This is a genomic window from Actinokineospora fastidiosa (assembly GCF_014648415.1).
Taxonomy (GTDB): Bacteria; Actinomycetota; Actinomycetes; order Mycobacteriales; family Pseudonocardiaceae; genus Actinokineospora; species Actinokineospora fastidiosa.
Genome location: NZ_BMRB01000002.1, coordinates 1,064,860 through 1,091,485, shown reverse-complemented (window position 1 = coordinate 1,091,485; position 26,626 = coordinate 1,064,860). Strand labels below are relative to the sequence as shown.

Below are 26,626 nucleotides of genomic sequence, written 5' to 3'. Positions count from 1 at the left end.
CAAGGAGAACAAGCACCAGATGACCGGACTGCTCGCGGGCAAGCGGCTGCTGATCACCGGCGTGATCACCGACTCGTCCATCGCCTTCCACGTGGCCCGCGTCGCCCAGGAGCAGGGCGCCACCGTCGTGCTGACCGGGTACGGCAGGCTCAGCCTGGTCGAGCGGATCGCCCGGCGGCTGCCCCAGCCCGCGCCGGTGATCGAGCTGGACGTGCAGAACGACGAGCACCTGGCGACGCTGGCCGACCGGGTCCGCGAGCACGTCGACGGCCTCGACGGCGTCGTGCACGCCATCGGCTTCGCCCCGCAGACCTGCCTGGGCGCGCCGTTCATGGACGCGCCGTGGTCCGACGTGGCCGTCGCGCTGGAGGTCTCGGCGTACTCGCTGAAGTCGCTGACCGCCGCCGCGCTGCCGCTGATGGGCCCCGGGTCGTCCGTCGTCGGCCTGGACTTCGACGCCCGCGTCGCCTGGCCTGCCTACAACTGGATGGGCGTGGCCAAGGCCGCCTTCGAGTCGACCAACCGCTACCTGGCGCGCGAGCTGGGCCCGAAGGGGGTGCGGGTCAACCTCGTCGCCGCCGGTCCGGTCCGCACGATGGCCGCCAAGTCGATCCCGGGCTTCGGCGAGCTGGAGGACGCCTGGGGGGCGCGCGCCCCGCTCGGCTGGGACGTCAACGACGCCGAGCCGGTCGCCAAGTCGGTGTGCGCGCTGCTGTCGGACTGGCTGCCCGCGACCACCGGCTCCATGGTGTGGGTCGACGGCGGTGTCCACGCGCTGGGCATGTGATGGCCGACGCGCTGCTCTGGCTGTCGTTCGGCGGGCCGGAATCGCCCGCCGACGTCCGGCCGTTCCTGGAGAACGTCACCCGGGGCCGGGGCGTGCCCCCGGAGCGCCTCGACGAGGTCGAGGCGCACTACCAGCACTTCGGCGGCGTCTCCCCGATCAACGCCCTCAACCGGGCCGCGATCGAGGCCGTGGAGGCCGCGTTGGCGCGTGCCGGGATCGAGCTGCCGGTCTACTTCGGCAACCGCAACTGGCACCCGATGGTCGAGGACACCGTCGCGCGGATGGCCGCCGACGGCGTCCGCAGCGCTTTGGTGTTCCCCACCAGCGCCTACGGCGGCTATTCGGCGTGCAGGCAGTACGACGAGGACATCAGCCGCGCCCGCGCGGCCGTCGCCGACGCCCCGGACCTGCTGAAGCTGCGCCACTTCTTCGACCACCCGCTGTTCGTCGCGGCGGCGGCGTACGCCGTCCGCGCGGTCGCGCCGCAGGAGTACCGGCTGGTCTTCACCGCGCACTCCGTCCCGGAGTCCGCCGACCTCGCGTCGGGGCCGCCGGAGGAGGGCGGCAGGCGTTACTCCCGCCAGATCGCCGAGGCGTCCCGCCTGGTCGCGGAGTCGCTGGGCGTCGTGAAGCACGACGTGGTGTGGCAGTCGCGCTCGGGCCCGCCGCAGGTGCCGTGGCTCGAGCCGGACATCGTCGACCACATCGAGGCCCTGCACGCCGAGGGCGTCCGGTCGGTCGTCGTGAGCCCGATCGGGTTCGTGAGCGACCACCTCGAGGTCGTCTGGGACCTCGACACGGAGGCCCGCGCGAAGGCCGAGTCCCTGGGCATGGCCTTCGCCCGCGCCGCCACCCCCGGCGCCGACCCCCGCTTCGCCGACCTGGTGGTCGAACTGATCCGCGAACACCTCGACGCCGCCGAACCCCGCAAGCTGTCGCCCTTCCCGGCGGCGGGCTGCACCCTCAACGGCGCCCCCTGCGCCACCGCCTGCTGCGAACCGGCCCGCAGGCGCTAGGGCAGCTCGCTCCTGCGGACCTTGCCCGTCGCGGTCCTCGGCAGTTCCGGGAGGAAGACGTAGTCGCGGGGCACCTTGTAGCGGGCGAGGGCCGTGCGGACGTGGTGGGACAGGTCGGCCGGGTCCGGCTGCTCTCCCCGTGGCACCACGTAGGCCACGAGGCGTTGGCCGAACTCCGGGTCGTCCGTGCCGAACACGGCGACGTCGGCGACGGCGGGGTGGCGGGCCAGGGCGTCCTCGACCTCCTGCGGGTACACGTTCTCCCCGCCGGAGATGATCATGTCGTCGGCGCGGCCGTGGATGTGCAGGCGGCCGTCGGGGTCGAGGTGGCCGGTGTCGCCGGTGTTCATGAGGCCGTCGACGACCTCCTTGGTGCCGCCGCCGGTGTAGCCGTCGAAGACCAGGGGCCCGCCGACGAAGACGGTGCCCGCCACGCCCGCCGGGACGGGCCGCCGCTGCTCGTCCAGCACGCGCACCGGGACGCCGAGGCTGGGGCGGCCGACGGTGCCCGCGGCGGCGCGCAGGTCGGCCGGACCCGCCACGGCCGCGATGCCGATCTCGCTGGAGCCGTAGCCGTTCAGCAGCACTTCGCCGAACTCGGCGCGGAAGCGCTCGGCCAGCTCCGGGCGCAGCGCGGAGCCGCCGGACAGCACGGCGCGCAGGGCCGGGGTGGTGTAGGCGGAGCGCACCTCGGGCGGCAGCGCCAGGATCCGGTGCAGCATGATCGGCACGGCCGCCACGAACGCCACCCCGTGGCGCTCGACGTCGGCCAGCAGCGCCTCGGCGTCGAACCGGCGGCGCAGCACGATGGGGGAGCGCAGCAGCACCGCCAGCGCCCAGGTCGCCAGGCCGAAGCCGTGGAACAGCGGCGGCGCGATGAGCATGGGCTCGCCGACCCGCAGCCGCGCGCGTTCGATCAGGGTCACGGCCGGGCCCAGCATCCCGAGCGCGGTCGGCGTGCGGGGCGCGCCCTTGGGCGTGCCGGTGGTGCCGGACGTCAGCAGCGTGATCCGCCCCGGCCGCACCCGCGACTCGCGCACCGGCGGCGGACCGGCGGCCAGACGGGCCACAACGGACTCGTACGCCACCGGGACGCCGATCGGGGCGGGGAACTCGTCGTCGGCGATCAGCACGTCCGCGCGCGTCGCCTCGCAGGCCGCGCCGACCTGCGCCTCGCCGAACTCGGTGTTGAGGTACACCAGGTTCGCGCCGAGCCTGCCCGCGGCCGCGGTCGCGAGCACGAACCCGCGGTGGTTGCGGCACAGCACCGCGATCGTCGACTGTGGACGGATGCCGTACTCGCCCGCCAGTCCCGCCGCGAGCCGGGCGGCGGCGTCGTCGAGCTCGCCGAACGTCATCATCCCGGCGTCGTCGATCACCCCCGGGGCGTCCGGGTGGTGCGCCGCCGCGATGCGCAGCAGGGTCGCGGGCGTGGGCCCGGTCATCCGCAACGCGCGCAGCATCGCGCCCAAGTGCTGGGGGCGCACCAGACCGGCGCCCGTGAAGACGCGCGCGGCATGGCCGAGCAGCGCGACCGTGTTCATCTCCTGGGCCTCCACCGCACCGCCGCCTCCCATGGACGACGCGACACCGCCGCGCCGAGTTCGGCCAGGTCCGCCCACCAGGGGCTGATCTTGGCAGGCCGCCGGGCGATCGCCCGGGCGAGCACGCCCGCCGCCTCGTCGGCCGACTGCCCCGGCGCGTTGGCCAGCGACGCCGTCGGCGCGCTCATCCTGGTCCGGATGAGTCCCATGTAGACCGAGGTGGCGGTGATCCCGTCCGCGGCCGCCTCCAGCGCCGCCGACCGGAAGAACACGTCGAAGGCGCTCTTGGACGCCTGGTAGGCCGCCCACCGCGGCCCCGGCGGCACCTGGACGCCGATGGTCGAGACGTTGACCAGGTGCCCGCTGCCCCGGGCGCGCATGGCGGGCAGCAGGTCGAGCAGGAGCCGGACCGGGCCGAGGTAGTTGACCGCCATCGTGCGCTGGAAGTCGTGGAACCGGCTCGCCGCCAGCGTCCGCCGGATCGACTTGCCCGCGTTGCTGACCACGACGTCCGGCGGCCCGTGCTCGGCCAGCACGCGCGCCGCCAGCTCGCCGACCGCCGCCGGGTCGCTGAGGTCGGCCGGGTAGCAGTGGCCTCGCCCGCCCGCGACCTCGGCGAGCGCCGCCGCGGTCCGGGCGGTCATCAGCACGGTCGCGCCCGCGTCCGCCAGCATCCGGGCCGTCGCCGCGCCCAGCCCGTACGACGCGCCGGTGATGAGGACCGTCCGGCCCTCGACCGCGCCCCGCAGCTCCTCGACGCCGACCCCGCCGCGCGGGCTCATCAGCGCTCCGGCCAGCCTGCTGCGGCTGATCCTGGCGGCCAGCGTGCCATCGCGGATAATCACGTTATCTGGATAGCGCCCTTATCCGGAGTCTGTCAACGACTAGGATCGCCGCATGCGCCGGGAGGAGAGCCGCACCCGCAACCGCGCCGCGCTGATCAGCACCGCCCGCGAGCTGTTCCTCCGCGACGGCTACCAGGCGACCTCGATCGCCAGGATCGCCGCCGAGTCCGGGTTCACCACCGGCGCGGTCTACTCGAACTTCGACGGGAAGGCCCAGCTCGCGCTGGTCGTGCTGCAGGAGATCCAGGCCGAGCGGCTGGCCGAGCTGGCCGCCGTGATCGACAGCGCCGACCCCGTCCAGGGCCTCGCCGACTGGACCTCGGCGGCGATGGCGTCGGGCTGGCCGCGGCTGGAACTGGAGTTCGCGCTCGACGTCCGGGGTGACGCGGCTCTCGTCCGCGCCGAGGCCGACCGGCGCCGCGCGCTCGTCGACACGCTCACCGAGGCGGTCGAGCGGCGCGGGCTGCGCGGGCCCATCCCGGTCCGCACCCTCGTCGACGCGGCCGTGAACCTGGCGATTGGTTTGGCCACGCGCCGGGTGATCGACCCGACGGTGACCGCGGACAGCCTCATCGAGCTGACGCGTGCCGCGATGGGGCTGCTGAGCGAGGAGGGTGGCGGGGCGGTGCAGGGAACCGCCCCGCCACCAGAAGGCGGCTAGGCGCGCAACCGGACCTCGTGCCGTAGGTCCGGCGCTGGCATGGGGAACACCGCCGCGACGTACGCGATAGCGCACTCGGGGCACACCACTCGCTCGGCGGGGCGCTGTACGCAGCGCGCGTCCACCGGCATGCCGCACAGACCAGCCGTGCGGTGAGTTGGGACCAGGTGTGCCCGTCCGCGGTACACGGCGCTGGTTCCCCAGCACACCTCTCCGCGTGGATCGGGGACGATCGAGGGCATCCCGCTCACCCTCTCGGCTCGGACAGGTCGAGCCGGTTGTGCAGCTGCCTGCCGGTCTCGCTCAGGGTGACCAGCCTGCAGTCGCGCAGTTTCAGCGAGCCGACCACCAGGTGGCCCGCGCTGACCAGCTCGCGGGCGCGGGCGGTCAGGTCGGTGTCGGGCGGCAGCCCGCGCCCGGTGATCTGGTTCTTCTCGGTCAGGCCCAGCTCGCCCCGGTGCGCGCAGCGCAGCAGCACGAACCAGTCCCGGTGCCGGGCGACCTCGTCCGGCGTGCGCCTGCCGCGGCGCAGCCAGATCTCCATCAGCCGGTTGCCCGCCGACGTCAGCTCCGCCGTGACCCACCCGTCGTGCGGGTCGACGATGCTGCCCAGAGCGATGAACCCGTCCCTCCTGAGGGTGAACAGCGCGCCCACCATCAGGGCGGACAGGTCGTCCGTGCGGTGCCGCAGCACCGCGTTCACGCCGTACCCGCCGACCTCGCCGCGGGCGACCATCTGCAGCGCACCCAGGTGCGCGCCATCCAACACCGGCGGGCGCGGCAGCGCGGGCCTGTGGTCGACGAGCTCAGCGGTCATGGTGTGACTCCGGTAACAGCGTGTGGTTCAGTGTGACCACTATCGGGGAGTCGCAAGCGCCTGGCTCATCCCAATGACCCATAGCACTGTCTTATCGGCCATCCGGCCGATGATCATGGTCGGGGTCCACTCGGGAACGCCCAGGTGTGCGGTGGTATTCGTTGAGATTTAAAGGGAATTGAGCAGGCGCGCGCCGCGCGGGGAGAGCCGGTAGCCGACCTCCAGGGACAGCGTCAGGCCCAGGTTCTTCAGCTTGCGCACGTCGGTCTTGAACGGCAGCGTCTCCCGGCCGACGGCCGCGGCGAGGTCGGCCGCGCGCACCTCCGGACGGTCGGCGATGAGCCGCAGGGTCTGCCGCGTCCAGGGACCGTGCGCGGCGGCGCTGTCGAGGCGGTCGAGGCGCGCGGTGATGGCCGCGATGTCCTCGGCCGTGAGGTCGGCGGTCTCGGCCAGCTCGGCGCGCGGGTCGGGCCCGGCGACCGGGTGGACGCGGATGCGGTACAGCGGGGTGGTCTCGTCGCCGCGCAGGTCGGCGGCGGCGTCGTCGGGAGTGCGGTAGCCCGCCGCGCGCGCGTCGCGGACCGTGATCCGCCTGACGACGTCGACGGAGTCCACCGCGAGCCTGCCCACCGTCGTGCGGTAGACGCGGCCCGCGACGACCCGAGGGGACTTCCAGCGGCGGAAGAGGACGGTGACCCGCCCGGAGCGGATCGGCTCGGCCCAGCGGGCCGGGATCAGCACTGGTCCGCGTGATCGGAGAACACGCGGACCGCCTCCTGCACCGCCGCCAGCCTGGCCAGCCGGACGGCGTCGTTGAGCGGGCGCAGCGCCTCGGCGCGCTTGCGGGCCGCCGACGACGAGACCGCGCTGCCCGGGGCGTCCTCCGCGGCCAGGTCGAGGATCGTCGCCACCTCGTTGGCCCGCTGCAGCACCCGCAGCGAGCGCGGCGGGGTGCCCTCCGGCCACACGGCGGCGGCCCGGTGCGCGATCCGCGCGGTGATCTCCTCGCGGACGCCCGCGCGGTGCTTGGCCACGCCCAGCTCGGTCAGCACGCCCGCGGCCACCCGCATCGCGCCGGTCAGCTCGTGCTCGGCCTCGCCGAGCGGCAGGTGCTCGACGCCCGCCGTCTCGCCGGTCGGGAACGCGGTCCAGCGCAGGACGCCGTCGGCGATGGGCTCGGGGACCAGGCCGTAGCCGGTGCCGTCGATGACGACGGCCTCGCCCGCGTGCAGCGCGGTCCCGGCGAACTCGCTGCGCGTGCCCAGCCCGCGCACGTCGCCGGGCACCGGCAGGACGAGCCGGACGCTGGTGGAGTTGACCCGGCGCAGCGCGGTCAGCAGGGACGCGACGGGCGCGCCCGCCTCGCCGCGCACGGGGAGGTCCAGTTCGGTCGCGGTGGGTTCGTCGACGGCGACCACGTCGTGCAGTTCCGACCAGTGGCCCAAGGCGTCGAGCACGTCGTCGGATGCCGCGGAGCCGGGCAGCCACGCCGAGACCCAGACCGCGAAAGTCGCACTCGGAGATGACACGGGGAGTGAGCCTACGCTGGTCGCCCGAGCGCCTTGGACAACAGGTCGCGGAACGCGTCGATGTCCTCGGTGCTGTCGAAGGCGCGGCCGGGCACCGGGTGCACGCCGCCCTCGGCCGTGCGCAGCACGAAGTTGCGCTCCGTCTCGGCCCACCCGGCGAGGTCGGCGACGGCGAGGTCGCTGTGCGCGGTGCCGTCCACGGTCATCATCCGGATGTGCCCGCCGTCGACCTCGGCGGTCACCGTCCGGCCCGCGATGGGGTTGCGGTTGAACGCCAGCCGGGCCCCCACCCCGGGCAGCGCCGCGATGAGCACCGCGCACACCACCCCGAACACCCCCGGCAGCGGCTGCCCGATGACGATCAGCACCGCGGAGAACACCCCGAGCGCCGCGGCGAACCACGGCGACCACCGGGTGAACGGGACCATGGTGCGCACCGCGTCGGCCCAGTCGGCGGGTTCGGGTCGCCATTGCAGTCGCATGGGCGCGATTATCCGGGAGACCACGCCGTGCCGGTGTCGCCCCTGCCCGGGGGCGGCACCGGCCACGGGGCTGGAGTGACACCTCGACCTCGGTTTACGTCGCCTGCGCGCCCGAATCTGCGTAGCGTCGGGGAGGTGAACACCCAGTCCCTGCCCCGCACCGTCGGTGAACTGCGCGCCACCGGGCACCAGCCCAAGTCCGTCAAGGCCGAGATCCGCGACAACCTGCTGGCCGCGCTGCGCGCGGGCCGCGACCCGTGGCCGGGCATCGTCGGGTTCGGCCAGACGGTGCTGCCGCAGCTGGAGCGGGCGCTGCTGGCCGGGCACGACGTCGTGCTGCTGGGCGAGCGCGGCCAGGGCAAGACCCGCCTGCTGCGCACCCTGGTGGGCCTGCTCGACGAGTGGACCCCGGTCATCGCGGGCTCCGAGCTGGGCGAACACCCGCTCGACCCGATCACCCCCGCGTCCCGGGCGCGCGCCGCCGAGCTCGGCGACGACCTGCCCGTCGAGTGGCGCCACCGCGACGAGCGCTACACCGAGAAGCTCGCCACCCCGGACACCTCCGTCGGCGACCTCATCGGCGACGTCGACCCGGTGCGCGTGGCCGAGGGCCGCACGCTCGGCGACCCCGAGACCATCCACTTCGGACTGGTCCCGCGCGCCCACCGCGGCATCGTGGCGATCAACGAGCTGCCCGACCTCGCCGAGCGCATCCAGGTCGCGCTGCTCAACGTCATGGAGGAGCGCGACATCCAGGTCCGCGGCTACACCCTGCGGCTGCCGCTGGACGTGCTGCTCGTGGCCACGGCCAACCCCGAGGACTACACCAACCGCGGCCGCATCATCACCCCGCTCAAGGACCGCTTCGGCGCCGAGGTGCGCACGCACTACCCGCGCAGCCTGGCCGCCGAGGTCGACCTGGTCCGGCAGGAGGCCGAGCTGGTCGCCGAGGTGGGCGACCCGCTGCTGGAGGCGCTGGCCCGGTTCGTCCGCGGCCTGCGCGAGTCCGGCGCCGTGGACCAGCGCTCCGGCGTCTCGGCCCGCTTCGCCGTCGCCGCGGCCGAGACAGTGGCCGCCGCCGCGCTGCGCAGGGCCGCGCTGACCGGCGAGGAGCCCGCCGTCGCCCGGCCGATCGACCTGGAGGCCGTGCCGTCGGTGCTGCGCGGCAAGCTGGAGTTCGAGGCGGGCGAGGAGGGCAGGGAGACCGAGCACCTGACCCACCTGCTGCGCCGCGCGGTCGCCGAGACCGCCCGCGACCGGCTCGCCGGGCTCGACCTGCGCCCGCTGGCCGACGCGGTCGCCGACGGCAACCTCGTCGCCACCGGCGAGCGCGTCCCGGCCAGCGAGGTGCTGGCCGCGCTGCCCGAGCTGCCGGTGCTGCACGAGGTCGCCGCCCGCGTCGGCGTCACCCCGGCCGACCCGGCCGGGCGCATCGCCGCCGCGGTGGAGCTGGCGCTGGAGTACCTGTACCTCACGCGCAAGGTCGCCAAGGAGTCCGAGGACGGCGCCGAGGCGGTGTACGGGCCGTGACCGTCCCCGACCGGTACCGCTACGCGCCCTTCGACGACGGCCCCGACCCGCTCGCCCCGCCGGTCGACCTGCGCGCCGCGCTGGACCGGCTCGGGCGCGACATCATGGACGGCTCGTCGCCGCGCTCGGCGCTGGAGGAGCTGCTGCGCCGGGGCGCGGGCGACACCGCGGGCCTGGACGAGCTGACCAGGCGGCTGTGGGAGCGCCGCGCGCGCATCCAGCGCCGCAACAACCTCGACGGCACCCTGCGCGAGGTCCGCGAGCTGCTGGAGCGCGCCATGGAGGCCGAGCGGCGCGAGCTGTTCCCCGACCCCTCCGACGACGCCCGCTTCCGGGAGGCGCGGCTGGACGCGCTGCCGCCCGGCACCGCCGCGGCCGTGCAGGAGCTGTCGACCTACGACTGGCGCTCCGAGCAGGCGCGCGCCGACTACCAGCGCATCCGCGACCGCATCGGCCAGGAGCTGATGGAGTCGCGCTTCCAGGGCATGAAGCAGGCGCTGAGCGAGGTCCGCCCCGAGGACGTCGAGCGCATCCGGGCGATGATGGCCGACCTCAACGACCTGCTGCTGGCCCACCTGCGCGGGGACGACACCGACGCCCGCTTCGCCGAGTTCATGCGCCGCCACGGCGAGTTCTTCCCGGAGAACCCGCGCACCGTCGAGGAGCTGATCGACGCCCTCGCCGCCCGCGCCGCCGCCGCGCAGCGGATGATGAACTCGATGAGCGACCGCCAGCGCGCTGAGCTGCAGGACCTGCTCTCCGGCGCGTTCGGCGACCCGCGCATGGCCGAGCAGGTCGCCACCCTGGACGCCAACCTGCGCGCGCTGCGCCCGGGCGAGGACTGGACGTCGTCGGCCCGCTTCCGCGGCAAGGACCCGCTGGGCATGGGCGAGGGCGCGCAGGTCATGGCCGACCTCGCCGAGATCGACGCCCTGGCCGAACAGCTCGCGCAGAGCTACCCCGGCGCCCGCCTTGAGGACATCGACCTGGAGGCCCTGGAACGCCAGCTGGGCGCTGACGCGGTCGTCGACGCCCGGCGGCTGGCCGAGCTGGAGCGCGAGCTGCGCGCGCAGGGCCTGCTGGAGCGCGCGGCGGACGGGTCGCTGCGGCTCTCGCCGAAGGCGCTGCGCAGGCTCGGCGAGACCGCGCTGTCCGATGTGGTCGGTGCGCTGCGCTCCCGCAGAGGAGCGCGCGACACCCGACGGGCGGGCGCGGCGGGCGAGCCGACGGGCGCTTCCCGCCCGTGGCGGTTCGGCGACACCGAGCCGTGGGACGTGCCGCGCACGATCCGCAACGCCGTCGTGCGCGGGCGTCCGGTGCGCATCGATGTGTCCGATGTGGAGGTCGTGGAGACCGAGCAGCGGTCCCGCGCGGCGGTGGCGTTGTGCGTGGACACGTCGTGGTCGATGGTGCAGGACAACCGCTGGGTCCCGATGAAGCGCACGGCGTTGGCCCTGCACCACCTGGTGCGGACCCGTTTCCGCGGCGACGACCTGCAGCTGATCACCTTCGGCAGGCACGCGGCGACCGTCGACATCGGCACGCTGACCGCGCTGGAGGGCGTGTGGGAGCAGGGCACCAACCTGCACCACGCCCTGCTGCTCGCGGGCAGGCACCTGCGCGCGAACCCCGACGCGCAGCCCGTGGTGCTGGTCGTCACCGACGGCGAGCCCACCGCCCACCTGGAACCCGACGGCGAGGCGGTGTTCAACTACCCGACCACGCAGCGCACGCTGCGGAAGACCCTGGGTGAGGTGGACCGGCTGGCCCGGCTCGGCGCGTCCCTGTCGGTCTTCAAGCTCGGCGACGACGAGCGCCTGGCCCGCTTCGTCGACATCGTCGCCCGCCGCGGCGGCGGCCGGGTGGTCAACCCGGACCTCGACGGGCTCGGCCCGGCCGTCGTGGGCGACTACCTGCGCTCGCGGCGCTCGCGCTGAACCGCCGGGGCGCGCTCAGGGCGCGCAGACCCGCCACTCGCCGGACTCGCGGATCAGCGGGAACACGCGCTGTTCGAGTTCGCCGCCGACGACGTTGGTGGTCACGACGGTGAACGTCACCGGGTCGGTGCTCTCGTTGACCTGTTCGAGGGTGAGCGGGCCCAGGTCGACGAACACGTCGGCGGCCTGGCCGCGGACGCGTTCGCAGGTCACCGCGCGCAGGTCGGCCACGTCCTCGGTGTTCACGGCGTCGACGAAGGTCCGGGCCGCCTTCACCGGGTCGTCGTCGGCGGCCGTCACCCCGGGCAGCACCAGGGCCGCGACCGCGCCGCCCGCGGCCGTGACCGCGACGGCCAGCCCGACCAGCACCCAGCGCGTCTTGCGCCGCGGTGTCGTGCGGGGGGCGCTCGCGCGGCGGTGGGCGGCGGGCGCCGGGGTGTCGGCCTCCCAGGTCGTCTCCGGCGGCGGGGTGCGGCGCTCGTTGAACTCGCGGCCGTCGTGGCGGACCAGCGTGGTCCAGGCCTGGCCGTCCCAGTAGCGCCGCTCCACCCGGCGCTCCGGGTCCGGCTGCCAGCCCGGGGCCAGGATGTTCTCCAGCGTGGCGGCGACCGGGGGCGCCACGTCCGGGCGCCTGCGCAGCCCCACCAGCAGCGACCAGGCGCCTGCCCGCTGCTTGGGGTCGAGCAGCCGCGAGCGCAGATCGGTCATGATCGACAGCTGCGTGGTCTGGTCGAGCACCGGCTGGTCCAGCCGCGACCGGTACACCTCCAGGTACGGCACGGGCGGCTCCGGCGGCAGCGGCTGCGGCAGCGAACCCGGCGGGGGGAAGGCGTCGATCGTCGCGCGCAGGCGGGGGATGCGCTCGGCGGTGCTCCCGCCCGCGTCGATCACCGCGGCGTCGGCCAGCTCAGCGGGGAACTTCGCGGCGCCCAGGCGCACCGCGGCCAGCGGCTTGCCCAGCGCCGCGGCGTAGCGCAGCTCGGCGAGGCAGCCGGGGGAGCGCACCGAGTCCGGTGAGACGACGAACACGAAGACCGCGCACCGCCGGATGCGGGACAGCACCGTGTCCCACCACTGGGGACCGTTCGGCTCGCCTCTGTCCAGCGCCACCTGCCTGCCGATCTGCGCCAGGTCGGCGCGCAATCGGGCGGCGGCGTCCCGGTCGGGGGCCGCGTGGCAGACGAACACGTGCATGACCAACTCCGCGATCAACGACCGAACACCCGGCTCGGCCGCCCCCCTGGCTGCTGCCCTCCGCAGGCGGCGACCCGGTCGTCCGCCAGCGGGACCGGCGACCGTCCGGGCCGGGCGCCGCGAGCCCAGCGGTGGGGATCGCCCGGCTGTCGCTCACGGTCCATCAGGCCCAGGATAGGCCCTGCGTCAGCATGCTTCCCGGTGAAATGGGTCTCGGCAAGTCGGCTGCCATTCAGCTGTAGTAGTACACGTGCATCTGGTGAACGTTGTCGTTGTACTTGCCGAGATAGGGCACCGGCAGCCAGAAAGTGTCGGCGCTGACGTTGTTCGAGAACAGGGACCGGTTGCACTGGACGGTGCCGATCACCGAACTCAGGTTGTTCCGCCAGTACGTCTGCCAGATGTCCAGCCGGTACCCCCGGCGGTCGCACGGACCGGAGTCGCCGTAGATGTCCTCGGAGAAGCCGCCGTAGTCGATGGCGGTGTACCAGGTCACGAGCAGCGCCCTGGCCTGCGTCTCCACGCGCGCCCCGCGCAGGCGGGCGCGGGCGTCGGCGCGGGAGGTGTCCGAGCACTCGCGGTCGATGACGGGGGAGACCGCGCCCGGCCCCTCCGGCGCGCGGCCGACGAGGGACGCGCAGTACCTGCCGCCCGGCGACGCGGGCTCGGCGGCCGCGCTCGGCGGGACGGTGACGCCGACAGCGGCGGCCACGGCGACGGCGACCGTCATGACGCGCGCGGATAAACCGGCAGGTAATCGCATCCCGACTCCCCAGTCCGAAATGGGCGGGAATTCCGGCCCACCGCAGCGGAGTGTGCCGGAGACCGGTCGCGGCGACAACCGCCCGATCGGACGAGCGGTCAGCGCCCCGACAGGGCCCGGCTGATGTCGCACACCTTCCACTCGCCGTCCTCCTCGGCGAGCGGGATGTTCAGCTTCACCGACGAGTTGCCGGACGTGCGCGCGGCCAGGACCGTGAACCTCGGGTCGGCGCCGGACACGTCGACGCTCTCCAGCGTGACGTTCGCCGTCTCGAGGAAGCCCCGGTACAGGTGCGCGTTCTCGGTGGCGTCGCGTCCACACACGAACCGCTGCATGGCGGCCTCGTCGCGGGTGTTGACCGCGTCGACGAAGTTGCGGGCGACGTTGGTGGCGGCGTCCTGGTCCGGGCCGGAGCCCGCCCAGATGACCCCGCCGGTCGCCCCGCCGCCCAGCACCAGCACGCCCGCGGCCACCAGCAGCGGCAGGCCCCGGCGCGGCTTGGGCTCGGGGTCGGCGTGCCTGCCCTGCGCCAGCGGCAGCTCGTCGGTGCCGGTGTCCTCCAGCGCGGTCGGCAGGTGCGCCGACGACGCCGGGGGCGAGTTGCGGTCGTTGAACTCGCGGTCGCCCTGGCGGACCAGCGTCGTCCACACCTGCCCGTCCCAGTGCCGGGCGTCGAAGCGCCCGCGCGGGTCCGGCCGCCAGCCGGGGGCCAGCAGCCGCTCGATCTTCACCGCGACCAGCGGGGTCAGCTCGGCCCGGCCGCGCAACCGGACCAGCAGGTCCCACACCGCGGGGAACTCCGCCGACGTCAGCCGCGAGCTGAGCTGCTCGAACAGCTCGTCCTGCTCGGCGGGGGAGAGGTCATCGGCGTCGATGCGCGCGAGGTAGGCGGTGAGGTAGCTGGTGGGGATGGCGGGCGGCGCGGGCAGCCTGCCGGAGAGCGGCTTGGCCATCGGCAGCGCGTTGAACGCCTTGAGCAGGGCGATCACGGACTCCGGCGTGCGGTCGACGTACTCGACGACCTCGGTGTCGCGCAGCTCCTTCGGCAGCGCGTCCCGGTCGACGGGGCGCACCCGCACGGCGAGCACGGGCCTGCGCAGCGCGATCGCGTACCGCAGTTCGGCCAGGCAGGCGGCCGAGCGCAGCGAGTCGGGGGAGAGGGCGAACACGAGGGCGCGGCAGTCGCGCACGCGCCGCAGGACCTGGTCCCACCACGCCTGCCCGCCGTCGAGGTCCCGGTCGAACCACACGGGATGCCCCAACCGCTCGAAGTCCGCGCGCAACTGGCTGATCGACGACTGGTCCCGTCGGGCATAGCTGATGAAGACGTGCATGCGGTCGACTCACGTTCACTGGCCGTACATATCGAGGTGCCCGGGACGGTATGTAAACGCGAAGGTAATCAACAGGGACCAAAGGCCCTGGTCTGTTCCCGTTTTGACCGTTGGTGTCCGCAACGTCGCAGGCCGCAGGCATGGGCGGACGCGGTCAAGGTGACCTTCGCCGCCTCGGCGCGGGATCACCCGACGATCCCCGGGTGGTCACTGTGCGTCATCGCGTTTGGCCCGGCGCGGTTCTGCGTACAGTTGTCGGGTGGACGAACTCCGCAGGCAGTTCCGGGCGCCGCTGCCCGACTCCGTCGCGGGCCTGCCCGCCGAGGCCGCCGACGACCTCGCCGCCGCCCTGCGCGACGCCCGACGGCGCCAGACCAGGCACCTGATGGCGGCGACCGAGGAGTCGCTCGAACAGCTGCCCCGGCTGATCCGCCCCCTGGTCCGGAAGGTGATCGGCCTGTGAGCGGCGCCCGCGCGGAGATCGTCAAGCTCGCCCGCCTCCTCGGCGACCCGCCCGAGCGCTTCGCCTACCTGGCCGACCTGCCCGCCGAGGACATCCGCGAACTCCGCGAGCGCGCCACCGACGTCCTCTTCGACGCCAACGCCGCCGTCTTCGAGCGCATCGCGGCCGCGAGCAGACTGGTCCCGGCCGCGATCACCGCGGCGATCGCCCAACGCGCCTTCGGCCCCCTGCTGTGCGCGCGCGTGGCGGGCGTGCTCGAACCCGAGCGGGCCGTCGACCTCGCCGCCCGGGTGTCCCCGTCCTTCCTGGCCGACGTCGCCGCCGAACTCGACCCCCGCCGCGTCGCCGCCATCCTCGCCACCCTCCCGGTCGACCGCATGCGCGCGGTCGCCGTCGAACTGATCCGCCGGGGCGACTACGTCACCATGGGCCGCTTCATCGGCGTCCTCCCCGCCCCCGCCCTCCGCGCGCTGGTCACCGAACTCTCGGCCCCCGACATGCTCCACACCGCCGTCTACAGCGACGACGACACCCGCTTCGCGGAGATCTTCGCCATGGTCCCCGACACCGAGGTCCCCGCCGTGGTCACCGCCGCCGTCGCCGCGGAGGAGCCACTGGCGTCGGACATCTTCACGGTGCTGACCCACCTGGACGCCACCGGCCTGTCCCGCCTCTCCGCCGAGGTCGACCGCCTCCCGGAGGACTCCCGCGCCACCATCGCCCGCCGCGCCGCCGCCGTCGGTTTGGTCGACCTGGCCTGATCGAGCAGCCGCCGGGTGTCCAAGGTGGACCACGCGACGCGATCGAGCCTGTCTCGCAGCTTCGGGTAGCCGTCTGCTTCCGGTTCGTGCAGGTAGATCCCCACTTTTCGCAGTCCGATATAGACAAGGGGCGGGTCGTCGGGGAACTCCATCAGCAACCACGGATGCCCCACCGTCAGCACCCGCGCCGGGACGAGCCTCACCCCGACACCCCGCTCGGTGGCGGCTTGCAGGTGCGCCAGTTGCTCATCATCCGCCATATCCAGCACGGGGGCGTGGATGAAAGCGGTGTAGTCGGTCGTCTTCAGCACCTCCTGCCGCCGAAGCCGATGCTCGACGTGACTCTCGATGTCATCGACGCCACTCGCCCCGAGCACCGCGGCCGCGTAGGCCGGCGTCTGCAGCAGCGGTGGGATCGTGCTCGGACACCAGTCGGTCAACCGGTGCGCTCCCGCCTCCAGACTGGTGATCCCGTCGGCATCGATCGGACACCCCGGCAGCGGCGCGCTCTGCCAGACACCGTCCTGGAAGCCCGATCGAGCCACCTCGATCAGGGGCGTGCGGAGTTCGCGCGGAACCCGATACACCGTCAGCAGCGTCGCGACGTCCTCGACGGTGACATGCCTGCGGCCGTTCTCGGTCCGGCTGAGCGTCGGGACGGACATCTGCGCCTGCTCGGCGGCCTGCTCCAGGGTGAACGGCGTGAACTGGGTCCGGTACGCGCGCAGCCGCGCGCCGATCATCCGATCCCGTGTCCTCGGCGGCCGCCGCCGGTCTGTGGTGGTCATGATCAGGGACGCTAGGGACGATCCCGGAAAGGGAGTTGCCTCCGTGGCAATGTCACCTGATCGGGAGCAGACCCGCCCGATACGCCATCCCGCGCAGTTCGCGGCCTGCCGAGTCGGCGCGGGCCGTGGTCAGGAGTTCGGCGAGCACCGAGCGGGTGAAGGGGTGGTGGTGGACTCGGGTGGGGCTGATCTGTTCGGCGCGGCGGAGGGCGGTGATGGCGGCGTCGCGGTGGTTGGGCAGGTGGGCTAGGGCGCGGCCGTAGTCGGCCCAGTAGGCGGCTCGGCGTTGGGGTGAGGGGATGGCGTCGGGGATTGCCTGGGTGGCGATGGCCGCCGCGGCCGCGTGGTCGCCCGCCTCCAGGGCCACGGCCATCCGCCAGACGGCGACGTTGGAGGGGCCGAAGCCGAACCAGAGGGCGTTGCCCTCGCCGACGTGGTCCGCGAGGTCGGCGGCGTGGTCCAGGGCGGCGGCGCTCGCGGCCTTGTCTCCGCGGCAGATGGCGAGCAGCGAGTCGGTGAAGGCCAGCATGCCCGCCAGGTGTGAGCGCTCGGAGGTCGAGGTGTCGCGCTCGGTCGCGCCGAGGACGTCGGACGCCAGGTCGTACGCGCCTGCCGCCAACAGGCCGTGGGCGACGCCGAACGCGGCCAGGCCGCGGGGCACCGGATCGTCCAGGGCGTCGGCGGCCTGGCGGGCGATCGTGGCGGCCTGCCAGCCGAGGTCCAGCGGCGCGCCGACGTCCCGCAGCCACGCCTGCGTCCCCTGCACATGGAGCAACGGGATAAGACGCCGGGCGTCGGGGTTGGCGTGCACGTCGCGGATCAGCATCGGCAGCGCCCGGCCGACGACGTCGTGCTCGCACCGCTGCTGGGCGTCCAGCACCGCCGACACGCGGTCCGCCAGGACGGCCACCGGCACGACGCCGCCCGCCGGGTGTCCCATCGTCACGGCCAACAGCGCCCGCCTGACCTGGTCGACCGCCGCGTCGGTCGAGCCCCGGGCGGTGACGGGCAGAGCCTCGTGGACCAGTTCGGTGGGCGAGACGTCCAGCGCGTTCGCCAGGGCCACGATCAGGGACCGGCGGTCGACCGCGCGCTGACCGTTCTCTATCCGCGAGAGGTACGACGGCGAGATGCCCGCCAGGCCCGCCACCACGGCGAGGGACTTGCCGCGGGCGTGCCGGAGGTGGCGCAACCGCCTGCCGATGTCGGACATGTGCGCTCCCCGGAATCGCCGTGGCACCAGGGTAAACCGGTCAGGCCGCGTCCGAGGTGGTGACGACGCGGGCGCGGAGGGCGCGGAGGGTGTGGTGGTCGACGTGGCCGCAGTCGCCTGCCAGCCAGGCGCCGAAGGTGTGGACGAAGGTGTCGGGGTCCACAGGGGACACGCCGAGGGCAGGGGTGTCGTCGGTGGTGAGGGGGCCCCTGCGGTTGGGGTAGAGGATGAGGGCGCCGCGGATCTCGACGCCGGGGAGGAGGTCGGTGAAGGCCTCGACGGTGGCCGGGAGGGTGGTCTCGCCGCCGCGGAAGGGGTGGTCGTTGCGCCAGATCGCGGCGTCGTCGTCGAACTCGTAGTGGCCGGGGAGCCAGAGCTTGGACTCGATGAGCACCAGGCGGTTGCCGCACAGGACGGCGTGCTCGACGTCGGCGAAGACCGAGCCGGGGCGGGACAGGCCGTGGAAGACGCGGGCGCCGGGCAGCGGGGCCAGGTAGCGGCGCAGGAGGTCGGCGGTCAGCCGCTCGCCCGCGGGCTCGTGGTCGGCCACGCCGAACACCGTGCGCTCGCCGAACTCCGCCAGCGCCGCCCGGTGCCCCCGGACCGCGGCGGCGTACTCGCGGGCCAGACGCACGGCGGCCGCCGCCGCCGCGGCGGCCAGCGCCAGCCAGACGACCACCAGGAACGTCGGGAACGGCGCCACCAGCGGCGGCACGGCCAGCACGCACACCGCGGCCAGCGCCAGGGCGGCGGGCGCGTGGCCGGGCGTGCGGACGTAGCCGATGCGCGGCTGGTGCTTGGTCAGGTGCCACCACGGCAGCGCCGAGGGCGCCACCCGGCAGGCGGGCGGCACCCACGCGGGCTCGTCGCGGAACATCCGGCGCCGCCCGCGCGCGACCGGCGCCGGGTCGGGCGTCGCCGAGTCGTACGCGGCGCGCCGGTCGGGGCGCGACAGCGTCTCGTACGCCGTGGTCAGCATCCGGAACGTGCCCGAGGTGCCGCCCGCGTCCGGGTGCAGCACCTTGGCCAGCGCCCGGTACGCCGACTTGATCTCCGCCGTGGATGCGTCCCGGGAGACACCGAGGAGTTCGTAGTAGTCGACGTCGTCCACGGCGGAGATCATTCCACTACGAGGTGATGTCCTTGCGGGCGAATCGCCTTGCCGCCAGAAGGCCGAACACCGCCGCGTAGCAGACGGCCGAGAACGCGCCCTCGGTCATCGCCGTCCAGTCGATGTCGGTGGAGATCAGGTCGGACCAGGCGAACGCGTAGTGCGTCGGCAGGTAGTCCCGCAGATCGCCCAGCGCGGTGATCTGGTCGAGGATCTGCGACAGGATCGACACCAGCACCGCGCCGCCGACCGCGCCCAGCGGCGCGTCCGTGCTCACCGACAGGAACAGCGCCACCGCGGCCACCCACATCAGGTGGACGGCCAGGTACAGCACCGCGAACAGCATCGCCAGCAGCGAGTCGGAGAACGGCACCGCGTCGCCGGTCGGGCTGACCGCCTCGCCGACGCCGTAGAACACCATCCCGACCACCAGCGCCACCGCGGGCAGCAGGGCCAGCGCCAGCAGCGACAGGATCCCCGACGTGATCGCCTTCTGCCGCAGCAGCCGCAGCCGGGGGATCGGCATCGACAGCAGGTACTTCAGCGACGACCACGACGACTCCGATGCCACCGTGTCGCCGAAGAACAGCGCCACGATCATCGGCAGCAGGAAGCTCCCCGCGGCGAACAGCACGAACACCACGAAGTTCGGCGCGCTGGCCGTGGCCAGGTCGACGAACCCGCCGGAGCGGCGGTTGGAGCTGTCCGACCCGAACTCGAACGCCGCCCACAGCACGAACGGCAGCACCACCAGGAACCCGAGCAGGCCCTGCGTGCGCCGCCTGCGCAGTTGCCGCAGCAGCTCCACGCGCAGCGGGAGCGTGCGGGTGGAGGAGAACCCGTCGACCGAGCCGTCGCTGCCGTGCCCGATGTGCTCGCGCGAGGCCGAGGCCACCATGTCGTTGATGGCGTCGGGATCGGTGTGCACCGTGGTCACGGTCTCGTGGCCCGAGCGCTGGCCCTCCGTGGCGGACGCCTTCGGCACGCCCCAGTCGGGCGCGCGACCGTTGGTGTCGCTCATCGTTGCGGCTCCTCTCCGACGAGCTGCAGGAACGCGTCCTCCAAGCGGCGGCGCGGCCCGGCCTGCTCCACCGCGACACCGGCATCCACCAGAACCTTGAGCGCGCGCGAGCGCGGCATGCCGTCGAGGTCGGCGTGCACGAGGTCGCCGTCGACGGTGACCCCGTCGACGCCGCCGACGCCGCGCAGCGCCTCGGCCGCTGCCTGCGGGTCGTCGACCCGGAAGGTGGCCTCGCCGCCGCCCGCCACGATGTCCTCCACCGTGCCCGCCGCGACCAGCCTGCCGCGGTGCATCACCACGACGTGGTCGCAGGTCTGCTCGACCTCGGCCAGCAGGTGCGAGGACACCAGCACCGTGCGCCCGGTGGAGGCGTAGCGGCGCAGCACCTCGCGCATCTGGTGGATCTGCGGCGGGTCGAGCCCGTTGGTCGGCTCGTCCAACACCATCAGGTCCGGGAAGCCCAGCATCGCCTGGGCGATGGCCAGCCGCTGGCGCATGCCCTGGCTGTAGGTGCGCACCCGGCGGTCGACCGCGCCGCCGAGGCCCGCGATCTCCAGCGCCTCGGCGAAGTGCGCCTCCTCGACCGGCCTGCCCGTGGCCGCCCAGTACAGCTCCATGTTCTGCCGCCCGGTCAGGTGCGGCAGGAAGCCCGCGCCCTCCACGAACGACCCGATCCGGCTCAGCACCGGGGCGCCGGGGCGCACGCTGTGCCCGAAGACCCTGATCGTGCCGCCGGTCGGCTGGATCAGGCCCATCAGCATCCGCAGCGTGGTCGTCTTGCCCGCGCCGTTGGGGCCGAGCAGGCCGAGCACCTGGCCGCTCTCCACCCGGAACGACAGGTCGCTGACGGCCTTGAGCCCGCCCGGGTACTCCTTCGACAGGTCCTCGATCACCAGCGGCACGTCGGCCAGGTCCGGCTCGAACCTGTCCGCCCTGCGCCGCCGCACGTACGCCACGACCCCGATCAGCACGACCAGTCCGACGACGACCGCGATGCCGATGAGCGGACCGGCGGGCGGCGCCGTGCTCGACCCGACCCCCGCCACCAGCGGCACCGCCAGGTCGGCCGAGGCGAGCGCCACGCGGTAGGCAGCGGGCTGCGCGGGCATCTGGTAGGCCTGATCGGTCGTGGTCACGACCAGTTCGACGCTGTGGTCGGTCTCGACCGGCCGCACGATGCCCGGCAGCGTCACCGTCACCTCGACCGGCGCGCCGTCGGCGGGCAGGTCCGGCACCCGGAAGGCCGAGACCGCCGAGCCCGGCAGCGTGCGCACGCCGTTGGCGTCGAGGTCGTAGACCTTGGCGAACAGCACCGCGCCGCCGGGCGGCGGTGGGGTGCCCGGCACGGCCGACACGCGCAGCCGCACCGTCGACGCGCCCGCGATGAGCAGCTGCTGGGTCATCGCCTCGCTGCGGAACCGCGCCGACTGGCCCGGCAGGTCGACGGCGAGCCGCCCGGCCAGCCGCGACGAGCTGCCGATCACCGAGCCGAGCCCGGGCATGCTGCTGATCGACGCCGGGTTGCCGCCCGGCGGGTTGACCACGACCTGCTCCGGGCCCGCCAGCGGCACCGGCCGCCGCTGCACCGGGGCCGCGCCGCCCACCCCGGGGTACGCGGGCGCGGTCACCGTGCGCACCGACGGCGAGCCCTGCGCCCGCAGCGCGCCCTGCACGGCGTACTCGAACCCGGTGCCCGGGTCGGAGCCGATGCCGCGCAGGTGGAAGTCGAACCACTCGCCGATCTCGGCGCGCAGCTCCGGCCCCGGCCTGCCGCCGTCGTGGCCGCCGGTGTACCAGACGACCTTGACCGGCCCGGCCAGCTGCCGCGCGGTCGCGTCGGCCTGGTCGAGGCCGAACAGGGTGTCCTGCTCGCCCTGCACCAGCATCGTCGGCTGGGTGATCCGGCCGGTGACGGTCGCGGGCGAGACCGACCGCAGCAGCGCCATCGTCGCCTCGTCGGCCTGGCCGGTCTGCGCGATCTGCGCGTACGCCGCGCACACCGCGGGGGTGAACCGGCCGCACGGGTCGGTGGGCGCCTGCTGGCCGCCGCCGCGCGGGCCGGGCCCGTTGACCGCCTGCGCGGCGGCCGCCTCGGCCGCGTCGTCGTCCTCGGTGCCCTCCTCGACCGCGTCGCCCGCCGGGTCGGCCAGGCCCGCGCCGCCCATGCCAGCGGCGAAGAAGATGCCCGCCCAGGAGCGCTTGAACACGCCGTCGTCGGCGAAGGCGTTGACCGCGGGCGTGCCCGCGTCGACCGGCTCGCGCTGAGCCGAGTTCGGCACCAGCGCCTGGCCGAGGTCGTTGTAGGTGATCAGCGGGACGAGGGTGTCCACCCGGGGATCGGTGCCCGCCAGCAGCAGCGACAGCGCGCCGCCGTAGGAGCCGCCGGTGACGCCGACCCTGGGGTCGCCGGGGCCGTCGGTGACGACCTCGGGGCGCTGGGCCAGCCAGTCGACCAGGGCGCGGGCGTCGGCGACCTCGTGCTCGGGGGAGTTGAGCCCGATGCGGCCGGTGCTGCGGCCGAACCCGCGGGCCGACCAGGTCAGCACCGTGAAGCCGCGGCGGGCCAGTTCCATGGCGTCGTCGTCGACGCTCTCCTTGCTGCCGCCGAAGCCGTGCGCGACGAGCACGGCCGGGGCGGGGGTGGACTCGGGCAGGTACAGCCGGGTGTCGAGGCGCACCGTCGGCGCCTCGCCGGGGCCGCCGGGCACGTCGACCACCTGGTCGGCGGTCGCCACCGGCGGCGGCTCGTCACCGGTGTTCAGCCAGACGACGCCCGCCGCCGCGAGCGCGGCGACCAGCGCGCCCGCTGCCACCTGGCGGGGTCGTGGACGTGGGATGGAGGGCACGGGTGCGACGTTATGCGAAGTTCGCTGAGAGTCCTCCCAGCGGGTGGCGACCCGCTCACGCTGGGGTGATGGGCTGTGATCCGTGTGACCAACGCCAACCCGGGAACGCATACCCCCGACTGGTGCGTTGTGCTTGGACAGGCAACAATCAATCTGGCCCCGAGCCCGGGGCTGTCGGAGGGGAGTATTCCTTCGCGCCGATCTCGTCAACACGGGCCGTAATCGGGCTCCGGGGCCGGCGGTCGGGTGTCGACACCCGGCGGAAGAGACCTCCGGTTGTTCGCATGTGCCCGAACACCGGAGGTACACCTGATGCTCGTCCCTGCCTGGGCATGGATCGCCACGATCGGCGGCCTGCTCCTGCTGCTCGCGATCGATCTGTTCATCGTCGACCGCAAGCCGCATGAGGTCACGGTAGGTGAGGCGGGCCGGTGGGTCGCGTTCTACGTCGCCTGCGCCGTCGCCTTCGGCATCGCCATCTGGGTCTTCTCCGGCGGCGTCTACGCCGGTGAGTACTTCGCCGGTTACATCACCGAGTACTCGCTCTCGGTGGACAACCTCTTCGTCTTCCTGATCATCATGTCGGCGTTCAAGGTGCCGAAGATCCACCAGCACAAGGTGCTGCTCATCGGCATCCTGCTGGCGCTGGTCATGCGCGGCATCTTCATCGCCGTCGGCGCGGTCGCGATCGCCCGGTTCAGCTGGGTGTTCTACCTCTTCGGCGCGTTCCTCATCTACACGGCGTGGAGCCTGGCCCGCCAGGGCATGACCCACGAGGACGAGGAGTACCACGAGAACGCGCTGACCCGCATGGCGCGCAAGATCCTGCCGGTCACCAACTCCTACCACGGCGAGAAGTCGTTCGTGAAGATCGACGGCAAGCGGTTCGTCACGCCGATGTTCATCGTGATGATCGCGATCGGCACCGCCGACCTGCTCTTCGCCGTCGACTCCATTCCCGCGATCTTCGGCCTGACCAAGGAGCCGTTCCTGGTCTTCGCCGCCAACGCCTTCGCGCTCATGGGCCTGCGCCAGCTGTACTTCCTGCTCGGCGGCCTGCTGACCAAGCTGGTGTACCTGTCCACCGGCCTGGCGGTGATCCTCGGCTTCATCGGCGTCAAGCTGGTGCTGGAGGCCCTGCACACCAACTCGCTGCCGTTCCTCAACGACGGCCAGCCCCTGGACGTGTGGACCCCGAGCATCGCGGTGTCGCTGTCGGTCATCGTCGGCGTGCTGACCATCACGACCATCGCCAGCCTGGTGAAGGTCAAGCGCGACGAAAAGGCCGAGCTGGAATCCGAGGGCGCGCGGTAGTTCAACTGTGGACGACTGGTAATAACCGGAGTTCGTAAGGTTTGCTAACTGTCGGGTACGGTCGTCGCGTGCGCCCAGAGGACATCCAACTGCTGACCGCGCCCGGTGCGCCCGCGCTGCGCGGAGACCTGCTCCTGGTCGGGGTGTCGACCCCAGACCTGGAGGCCGACGCCTACCGCGGCGGTCTGCACCGGGTCCCGCTCGCGGGCGGCCCCGCCGCGGAGTTCACCCGCGGGTACCGCGACCTGGCCCCGGCCGTCTCGCCGGACGGGAGCCGGGTCGCGTTCCTGCGCGCCGACGGGAAGGGGAGCAGTCCCCAGCTCTGGGTGATCCCGGCGACCGGCGGCGAGGCCCGCAGGCTCACCGACCTGCCGCTGGGCGCGGGCGCCCCGGTCTGGTCCCCGGACTCGACGCGGCTGGCGTTCACCGCCCGCGTCCCGGAGCCCGGCCGCTACGGCTTCGACGGCGCGCCGGACGCCGCCGCCGAGGCGCCGCGGCGGATCACGAACCTGGACTTCCGGATCGACGACGTCGGCTTCCTCGTCGACCGCCCGAGCCAGCTGTTCGTCGTCGACGCCGACGGCGATGGCCTGCCCCGCGCCCTGACGACAGGCATGGCCGAGCCGTGCGACCCCGCGTGGACGCCGGACGGCGCGCACCTGGTCGTCAGCGCCAAGCGGGACTGGGGCGTGGCCGACACCCTCAACACCGACCTCTACGCGGTCCCCGCGGACGGCGGCTCGCCCGTGCTGGTCGTGCGGTCCGAGGGGACGGCCGACCTGCCCGTGGTGACCGCGGACAACATCGTCGTCTACTTCGGCGAGGCGTTCCCCGGGACGAGCCCGGTCGCGCGCAACCTCGGGCTGTGGGCGGTCCCGTTCGGCCTGGACGGCGCCGCCGCGCCGCGCAGGCTGACCGACCAGGAGACCGTGGACTGCGAGCGGGCCGCTGGCCGCCCGGTCGTCACCGGGGCAGGCGTGCTCGTCGGCGTCCGCAACCGCGGCGCGGTCGAGCTGCGCCGGGTGTCCCCGGACGCCGACCGGGCCACGCTGTCGGAGCTGGCCCTGATCGCAGGCGAGCAGGCCCAGGTCAAGGGCTTCGCCGCGGACGGCGACCGGATCGTGTGCACGCTGTCCACCTGGGACTCCGCAGGCGACGTGGTGCTGGTCTCCGGCGACGAGACGGTCCAGCTGACCGACTACTCCGCGCCGCTGCGGGCCAAGGGCCTGCGCCAGCCGGTGGAGATCAAGGGCTCCTCCCCGGACGGCTACGCCACCCACGGCTGGCTCGTGCTGCCGGAGGGCGAAGGCCCGCACCCGGTGCTGCTGTCCGTCCACGGCGGACCGTTCATGTACTACGGCTGGGGCCTGTTCGACGAGGCCCAGGTGTACGCCGCCGCCGGGTACGCCGTCGTGCTGCCGAACCCGCGCGGGTCGGCGGGCTACGGCGAGTCCCACGGCCGGGCGATCATCGAGGCGATGGGCACCGTCGACGCCGACGACGTGCTCTCGGTGCTCGACGCCGCCCTGGAGCGCCCCGACCTCGACGCGACCCGCGTCGGCGTCATGGGCGGCTCCTACGGCGGCTGGATGACCGGCTGGCTGGCCTCCCACCACGGCGAGCGCTTCACCGCGGCGTGGAGCGAGCGCGCGGTGAACGCGTGGGACTCGTTCGTGGGCACCTCCGACATCGGCTGGTGGTTCGCCGAGGCGTACTGCGGGACCGACCCGGAGGCGCTGCTCGCCTCGAGCCCGCTGACGCACGCCGACAAGATCACCATCCCGTTCGCCGTCGTGCACTCCGAGCACGACTGGCGGTGCCCGGTGGAGCAGGCGCAGCGCATGTACGTCGCGCTCAAGCGCAACGGCGTGGAGACCGAGCTGCTGCTGTTCCCCGGCGAGGGCCACGAGCTGACCCGCTCGGGCAAGCCCAACCACCGCAGGCAGCGCTTCGACGCGGTCCTGGACTGGTGGAACCGCCACCTGCCGGTGAAGCCCTAGGCGGACCCGGACAGCCCTAGAGGAGCGTGTAGTTCAGCTCGTCGCAGATGCGGGCCAGGGGCAGGTCCAGGCCCGGGTAGTCCAGCGGCAGCAGCAGGTCGGGGGCGGCGGGCATGGCGTTGCCCGCCGGTGGGTCCCAGAGGCACACCGCGGGCTCGCCGCCGTCCATCGACGAGCGGTACCAGACGCCGTCGAGGTCGGGGTGGGCCTGGCGGATGGCGCGGGCCCACGCCTGGGTGACCGTCTTGTTCCCGCTGCTGATCTCCTGCGACGCGCCGACCCTGGTCGGCCACAGGCCGGTGAGGTCGAGCAGCCGCAGGGTGCGGCGCGGGCGGATGATCACCAGGTGCGGCCGCCGCGTCTTGCGGTCGACCACCGACGTCTGCTGGAAGACCTCCGCGACGCTCGTGCGCACGGTCAGCCCGAAGTACAGCACCCCGTGGTCGGGGTCGTGGGCCGGACCGGCGTCGGGGCCGAGCGGGTGGGGGTCGAACCGGGCGTGCGGGAGGGGGCCGGTGAAGCGGAAGGAGTTCCAGCGCTGCCGGTGCGCGCCCGCCGCGGCGAAGACGCGCACCAGGTGCGTTCCGCTGTGCACGGCGACGACGTCCTCGTCGATGCGCAGCAGGGTCTTCAGGTCGGCAGGGGTCGGCGGCTGAGGTAGCCGGGACAT

General features: G+C 73.7%; 23 protein-coding genes. 8 read left to right on the top strand and 15 right to left on the bottom strand.

Annotated elements, in window-relative coordinates; genetic code table 11:
• The first annotated feature begins 19 nt into the window (after positions 1-19).
• On the top strand, positions 20-787 hold the full coding sequence (gene fabI, locus IEY98_RS14920) for an enoyl-ACP reductase FabI (protein ID WP_189211025.1): 768 nt from the start codon (positions 20-22) through the stop codon (positions 785-787).
• Positions 784-1,803: a ferrochelatase gene (locus tag IEY98_RS14915; RefSeq protein ID WP_189211024.1), complete on the top strand. Its 1,020-nt coding sequence runs from the start codon at positions 784-786 to the stop codon at positions 1,801-1,803. The genes fabI and IEY98_RS14915 overlap by 4 nt, the downstream gene beginning before the upstream one ends.
• Here the strand turns inward: IEY98_RS14915 and IEY98_RS14910 are convergent.
• Together IEY98_RS14910 and IEY98_RS14905 are read right to left on the bottom strand one after the other, a co-directional pair.
• A complete protein-coding gene (locus IEY98_RS14910) occupies positions 1,800-3,380 on the bottom strand; it encodes an AMP-binding protein (RefSeq protein WP_189211023.1) in 1,581 nt (526 codons plus the stop codon). The two genes, IEY98_RS14915 and IEY98_RS14910, sit on opposite strands and share 4 nt — an antisense overlap.
• Entirely contained in the window at positions 3,344-4,192 is an 849-nt protein-coding gene (locus tag IEY98_RS14905) for an SDR family NAD(P)-dependent oxidoreductase (protein WP_229786919.1), read from the bottom strand. Before IEY98_RS14905 ends, IEY98_RS14910 begins: the two co-directional genes overlap by 37 nt.
• A gap of 52 nt (positions 4,193-4,244) precedes the next feature.
• Between IEY98_RS14905 and IEY98_RS14900 the strand changes: the two genes are divergently transcribed.
• A complete protein-coding gene (locus IEY98_RS14900) occupies positions 4,245-4,853 on the top strand; it encodes a TetR/AcrR family transcriptional regulator (protein ID WP_189211022.1) in 609 nt (202 codons plus the stop codon).
• A 247-nt stretch (positions 4,854-5,100) separates the two neighbouring features.
• Here the strand turns inward: IEY98_RS14900 and IEY98_RS14895 are convergent, their stop codons facing one another.
• From IEY98_RS14895 to IEY98_RS14880, 4 genes are all read right to left on the bottom strand, one after another.
• Positions 5,101-5,670 carry a hypothetical protein gene (locus IEY98_RS14895; protein ID WP_189211021.1) on the bottom strand — a complete coding sequence of 190 codons (570 nt, stop codon included), beginning with the start codon at positions 5,668-5,670 and terminating at the stop codon, positions 5,101-5,103.
• Positions 5,671-5,838: 168 nt separating this feature from the next.
• Positions 5,839-6,411, bottom strand: coding sequence for an ASCH domain-containing protein (locus tag IEY98_RS14890; protein WP_189211020.1), 573 nt, complete (start codon positions 6,409-6,411; stop codon positions 5,839-5,841).
• On the bottom strand, positions 6,405-7,199 hold the full coding sequence (locus tag IEY98_RS14885) for an Rv1486c family protein (protein ID WP_189211019.1): 795 nt from the start codon (positions 7,197-7,199) through the stop codon (positions 6,405-6,407). Before IEY98_RS14885 ends, IEY98_RS14890 begins: the two co-directional genes overlap by 7 nt.
• An 11-nt stretch (positions 7,200-7,210) precedes the next feature.
• Complete coding sequence (locus IEY98_RS14880; RefSeq protein WP_189211018.1) at positions 7,211-7,681, bottom strand: YcxB family protein; 471 nt, start codon at positions 7,679-7,681, stop codon at positions 7,211-7,213.
• 135 nt (positions 7,682-7,816) lie between these two features.
• Here IEY98_RS14880 and IEY98_RS14875 point away from each other — a divergent pair, with 135 nt between their 5' ends.
• Together IEY98_RS14875 and IEY98_RS14870 are read left to right on the top strand one after the other, a co-directional pair.
• On the top strand, positions 7,817-9,211 hold the full coding sequence (locus IEY98_RS14875) for an ATP-binding protein (protein WP_189211017.1): 1,395 nt from the start codon (positions 7,817-7,819) through the stop codon (positions 9,209-9,211).
• Positions 9,208-11,148, top strand: a complete 1,941-nt coding sequence (locus IEY98_RS14870; protein WP_189211016.1) for a vWA domain-containing protein — start codon at positions 9,208-9,210, stop codon at positions 11,146-11,148. Before IEY98_RS14875 ends, IEY98_RS14870 begins: the two co-directional genes overlap by 4 nt.
• Before the next feature lie 15 nt (positions 11,149-11,163).
• Here the strand turns inward: IEY98_RS14870 and IEY98_RS14865 are convergent, their stop codons facing one another.
• The 3 genes from IEY98_RS14865 to IEY98_RS14855 form a co-directional block, all read right to left on the bottom strand.
• The gene (locus IEY98_RS14865; protein WP_189211015.1) at positions 11,164-12,360 is read right to left on the bottom strand and encodes a toll/interleukin-1 receptor domain-containing protein; all 1,197 of its coding nucleotides are present in this window, start codon (positions 12,358-12,360) and stop codon (positions 11,164-11,166) included.
• Positions 12,361-12,574: 214 nt separating this feature from the next.
• Positions 12,575-13,072, bottom strand: a complete 498-nt coding sequence (locus IEY98_RS14860) for a hypothetical protein (protein WP_189211014.1) — start codon at positions 13,070-13,072, stop codon at positions 12,575-12,577.
• Between the two features lie 131 nt (positions 13,073-13,203).
• On the bottom strand, positions 13,204-14,439 hold the full coding sequence (locus IEY98_RS14855; protein WP_189211013.1) for an Rv0361 family membrane protein: 1,236 nt from the start codon (positions 14,437-14,439) through the stop codon (positions 13,204-13,206).
• Positions 14,440-14,698: 259 nt separating this feature from the next.
• Here IEY98_RS14855 and IEY98_RS14850 point away from each other — a divergent pair, with 259 nt between their 5' ends.
• The gene (locus IEY98_RS14850) at positions 14,699-14,902 is read left to right on the top strand and encodes a hypothetical protein (protein WP_189211012.1); all 204 of its coding nucleotides are present in this window, start codon (positions 14,699-14,701) and stop codon (positions 14,900-14,902) included.
• 514 nt (positions 14,903-15,416) lie between these two features.
• Here the strand turns inward: IEY98_RS14850 and IEY98_RS14845 are convergent.
• Genes IEY98_RS14845 through IEY98_RS14825 form a run of 5 tightly spaced genes read right to left on the bottom strand, consistent with a single transcriptional unit; the run spans position 15,417 to position 22,642 of the window.
• On the bottom strand, positions 15,417-16,451 hold the full coding sequence (locus tag IEY98_RS14845; RefSeq protein ID WP_189211011.1) for a helix-turn-helix domain-containing protein: 1,035 nt from the start codon (positions 16,449-16,451) through the stop codon (positions 15,417-15,419).
• A 52-nt stretch (positions 16,452-16,503) separates the two neighbouring features.
• A complete protein-coding gene (locus IEY98_RS14840) occupies positions 16,504-17,664 on the bottom strand; it encodes a helix-turn-helix domain-containing protein (RefSeq protein WP_189211010.1) in 1,161 nt (386 codons plus the stop codon).
• A gap of 40 nt (positions 17,665-17,704) precedes the next feature.
• Positions 17,705-18,775 carry a J domain-containing protein gene (locus tag IEY98_RS14835; protein WP_229786918.1) on the bottom strand — a complete coding sequence of 357 codons (1,071 nt, stop codon included), beginning with the start codon at positions 18,773-18,775 and terminating at the stop codon, positions 17,705-17,707.
• Between the two features lie 16 nt (positions 18,776-18,791).
• Positions 18,792-19,796 (bottom strand): ABC transporter permease, encoded by a 1,005-nt coding sequence (locus tag IEY98_RS14830; RefSeq protein ID WP_189211008.1) that lies wholly within the window; start codon positions 19,794-19,796, stop codon positions 18,792-18,794.
• Positions 19,793-22,642 (bottom strand): alpha/beta fold hydrolase, encoded by a 2,850-nt coding sequence (locus IEY98_RS14825; protein WP_229786917.1) that lies wholly within the window; start codon positions 22,640-22,642, stop codon positions 19,793-19,795. The genes IEY98_RS14830 and IEY98_RS14825 overlap by 4 nt, the downstream gene beginning before the upstream one ends.
• A 312-nt stretch (positions 22,643-22,954) precedes the next feature.
• On the opposite strand from IEY98_RS14825, the gene IEY98_RS14820 reads away from it, so the two are divergent.
• Entirely contained in the window at positions 22,955-23,956 is a 1,002-nt protein-coding gene (locus IEY98_RS14820) for a TerC family protein (RefSeq protein ID WP_189211006.1), read from the top strand.
• Positions 23,957-24,024: 68 nt separating this feature from the next.
• Complete coding sequence (locus tag IEY98_RS14815; protein ID WP_189211005.1) at positions 24,025-25,956, top strand: S9 family peptidase; 1,932 nt, start codon at positions 24,025-24,027, stop codon at positions 25,954-25,956.
• Positions 25,957-25,972: 16 nt separating this feature from the next.
• On the opposite strand, the gene IEY98_RS14810 is transcribed toward IEY98_RS14815, so the two are convergent.
• Positions 25,973-26,626, bottom strand: a complete 654-nt coding sequence (locus IEY98_RS14810; RefSeq protein WP_189211004.1) for an RES family NAD+ phosphorylase — start codon at positions 26,624-26,626, stop codon at positions 25,973-25,975.

Coding starts and splice junctions, on each gene's coding strand:
- IEY98_RS14910 (WP_189211023.1), bottom strand. CDS start 3,380: ATGGGAGGCGGCGGTGCGGTGGAGGCCCAGGAGATGAACACGGTCGCG.
- IEY98_RS14860 (WP_189211014.1), bottom strand. CDS start 13,072: ATGACGGTCGCCGTCGCCGTGGCCGCCGCTGTCGGCGTCACCGTCCCG.
- IEY98_RS14900 (WP_189211022.1), top strand. CDS start 4,245: ATGCGCCGGGAGGAGAGCCGCACCCGCAACCGCGCCGCGCTGATCAGC.
- IEY98_RS14840 (WP_189211010.1), bottom strand. CDS start 17,664: ATGTCCGACATCGGCAGGCGGTTGCGCCACCTCCGGCACGCCCGCGGC.
- IEY98_RS14855 (WP_189211013.1), bottom strand. CDS start 14,439: ATGCACGTCTTCATCAGCTATGCCCGACGGGACCAGTCGTCGATCAGC.
- IEY98_RS14830 (WP_189211008.1), bottom strand. CDS start 19,796: ATGAGCGACACCAACGGTCGCGCGCCCGACTGGGGCGTGCCGAAGGCG.
- IEY98_RS14810 (WP_189211004.1), bottom strand. CDS start 26,626: ATGTCCCGGCTACCTCAGCCGCCGACCCCTGCCGACCTGAAGACCCTG.
- fabI (WP_189211025.1), top strand. CDS start 20: ATGACCGGACTGCTCGCGGGCAAGCGGCTGCTGATCACCGGCGTGATC.
- IEY98_RS14820 (WP_189211006.1), top strand. CDS start 22,955: ATGCTCGTCCCTGCCTGGGCATGGATCGCCACGATCGGCGGCCTGCTC.
- IEY98_RS14845 (WP_189211011.1), bottom strand. CDS start 16,451: ATGACCACCACAGACCGGCGGCGGCCGCCGAGGACACGGGATCGGATG.
- IEY98_RS14895 (WP_189211021.1), bottom strand. CDS start 5,670: ATGACCGCTGAGCTCGTCGACCACAGGCCCGCGCTGCCGCGCCCGCCG.
- IEY98_RS14880 (WP_189211018.1), bottom strand. CDS start 7,681: ATGCGACTGCAATGGCGACCCGAACCCGCCGACTGGGCCGACGCGGTG.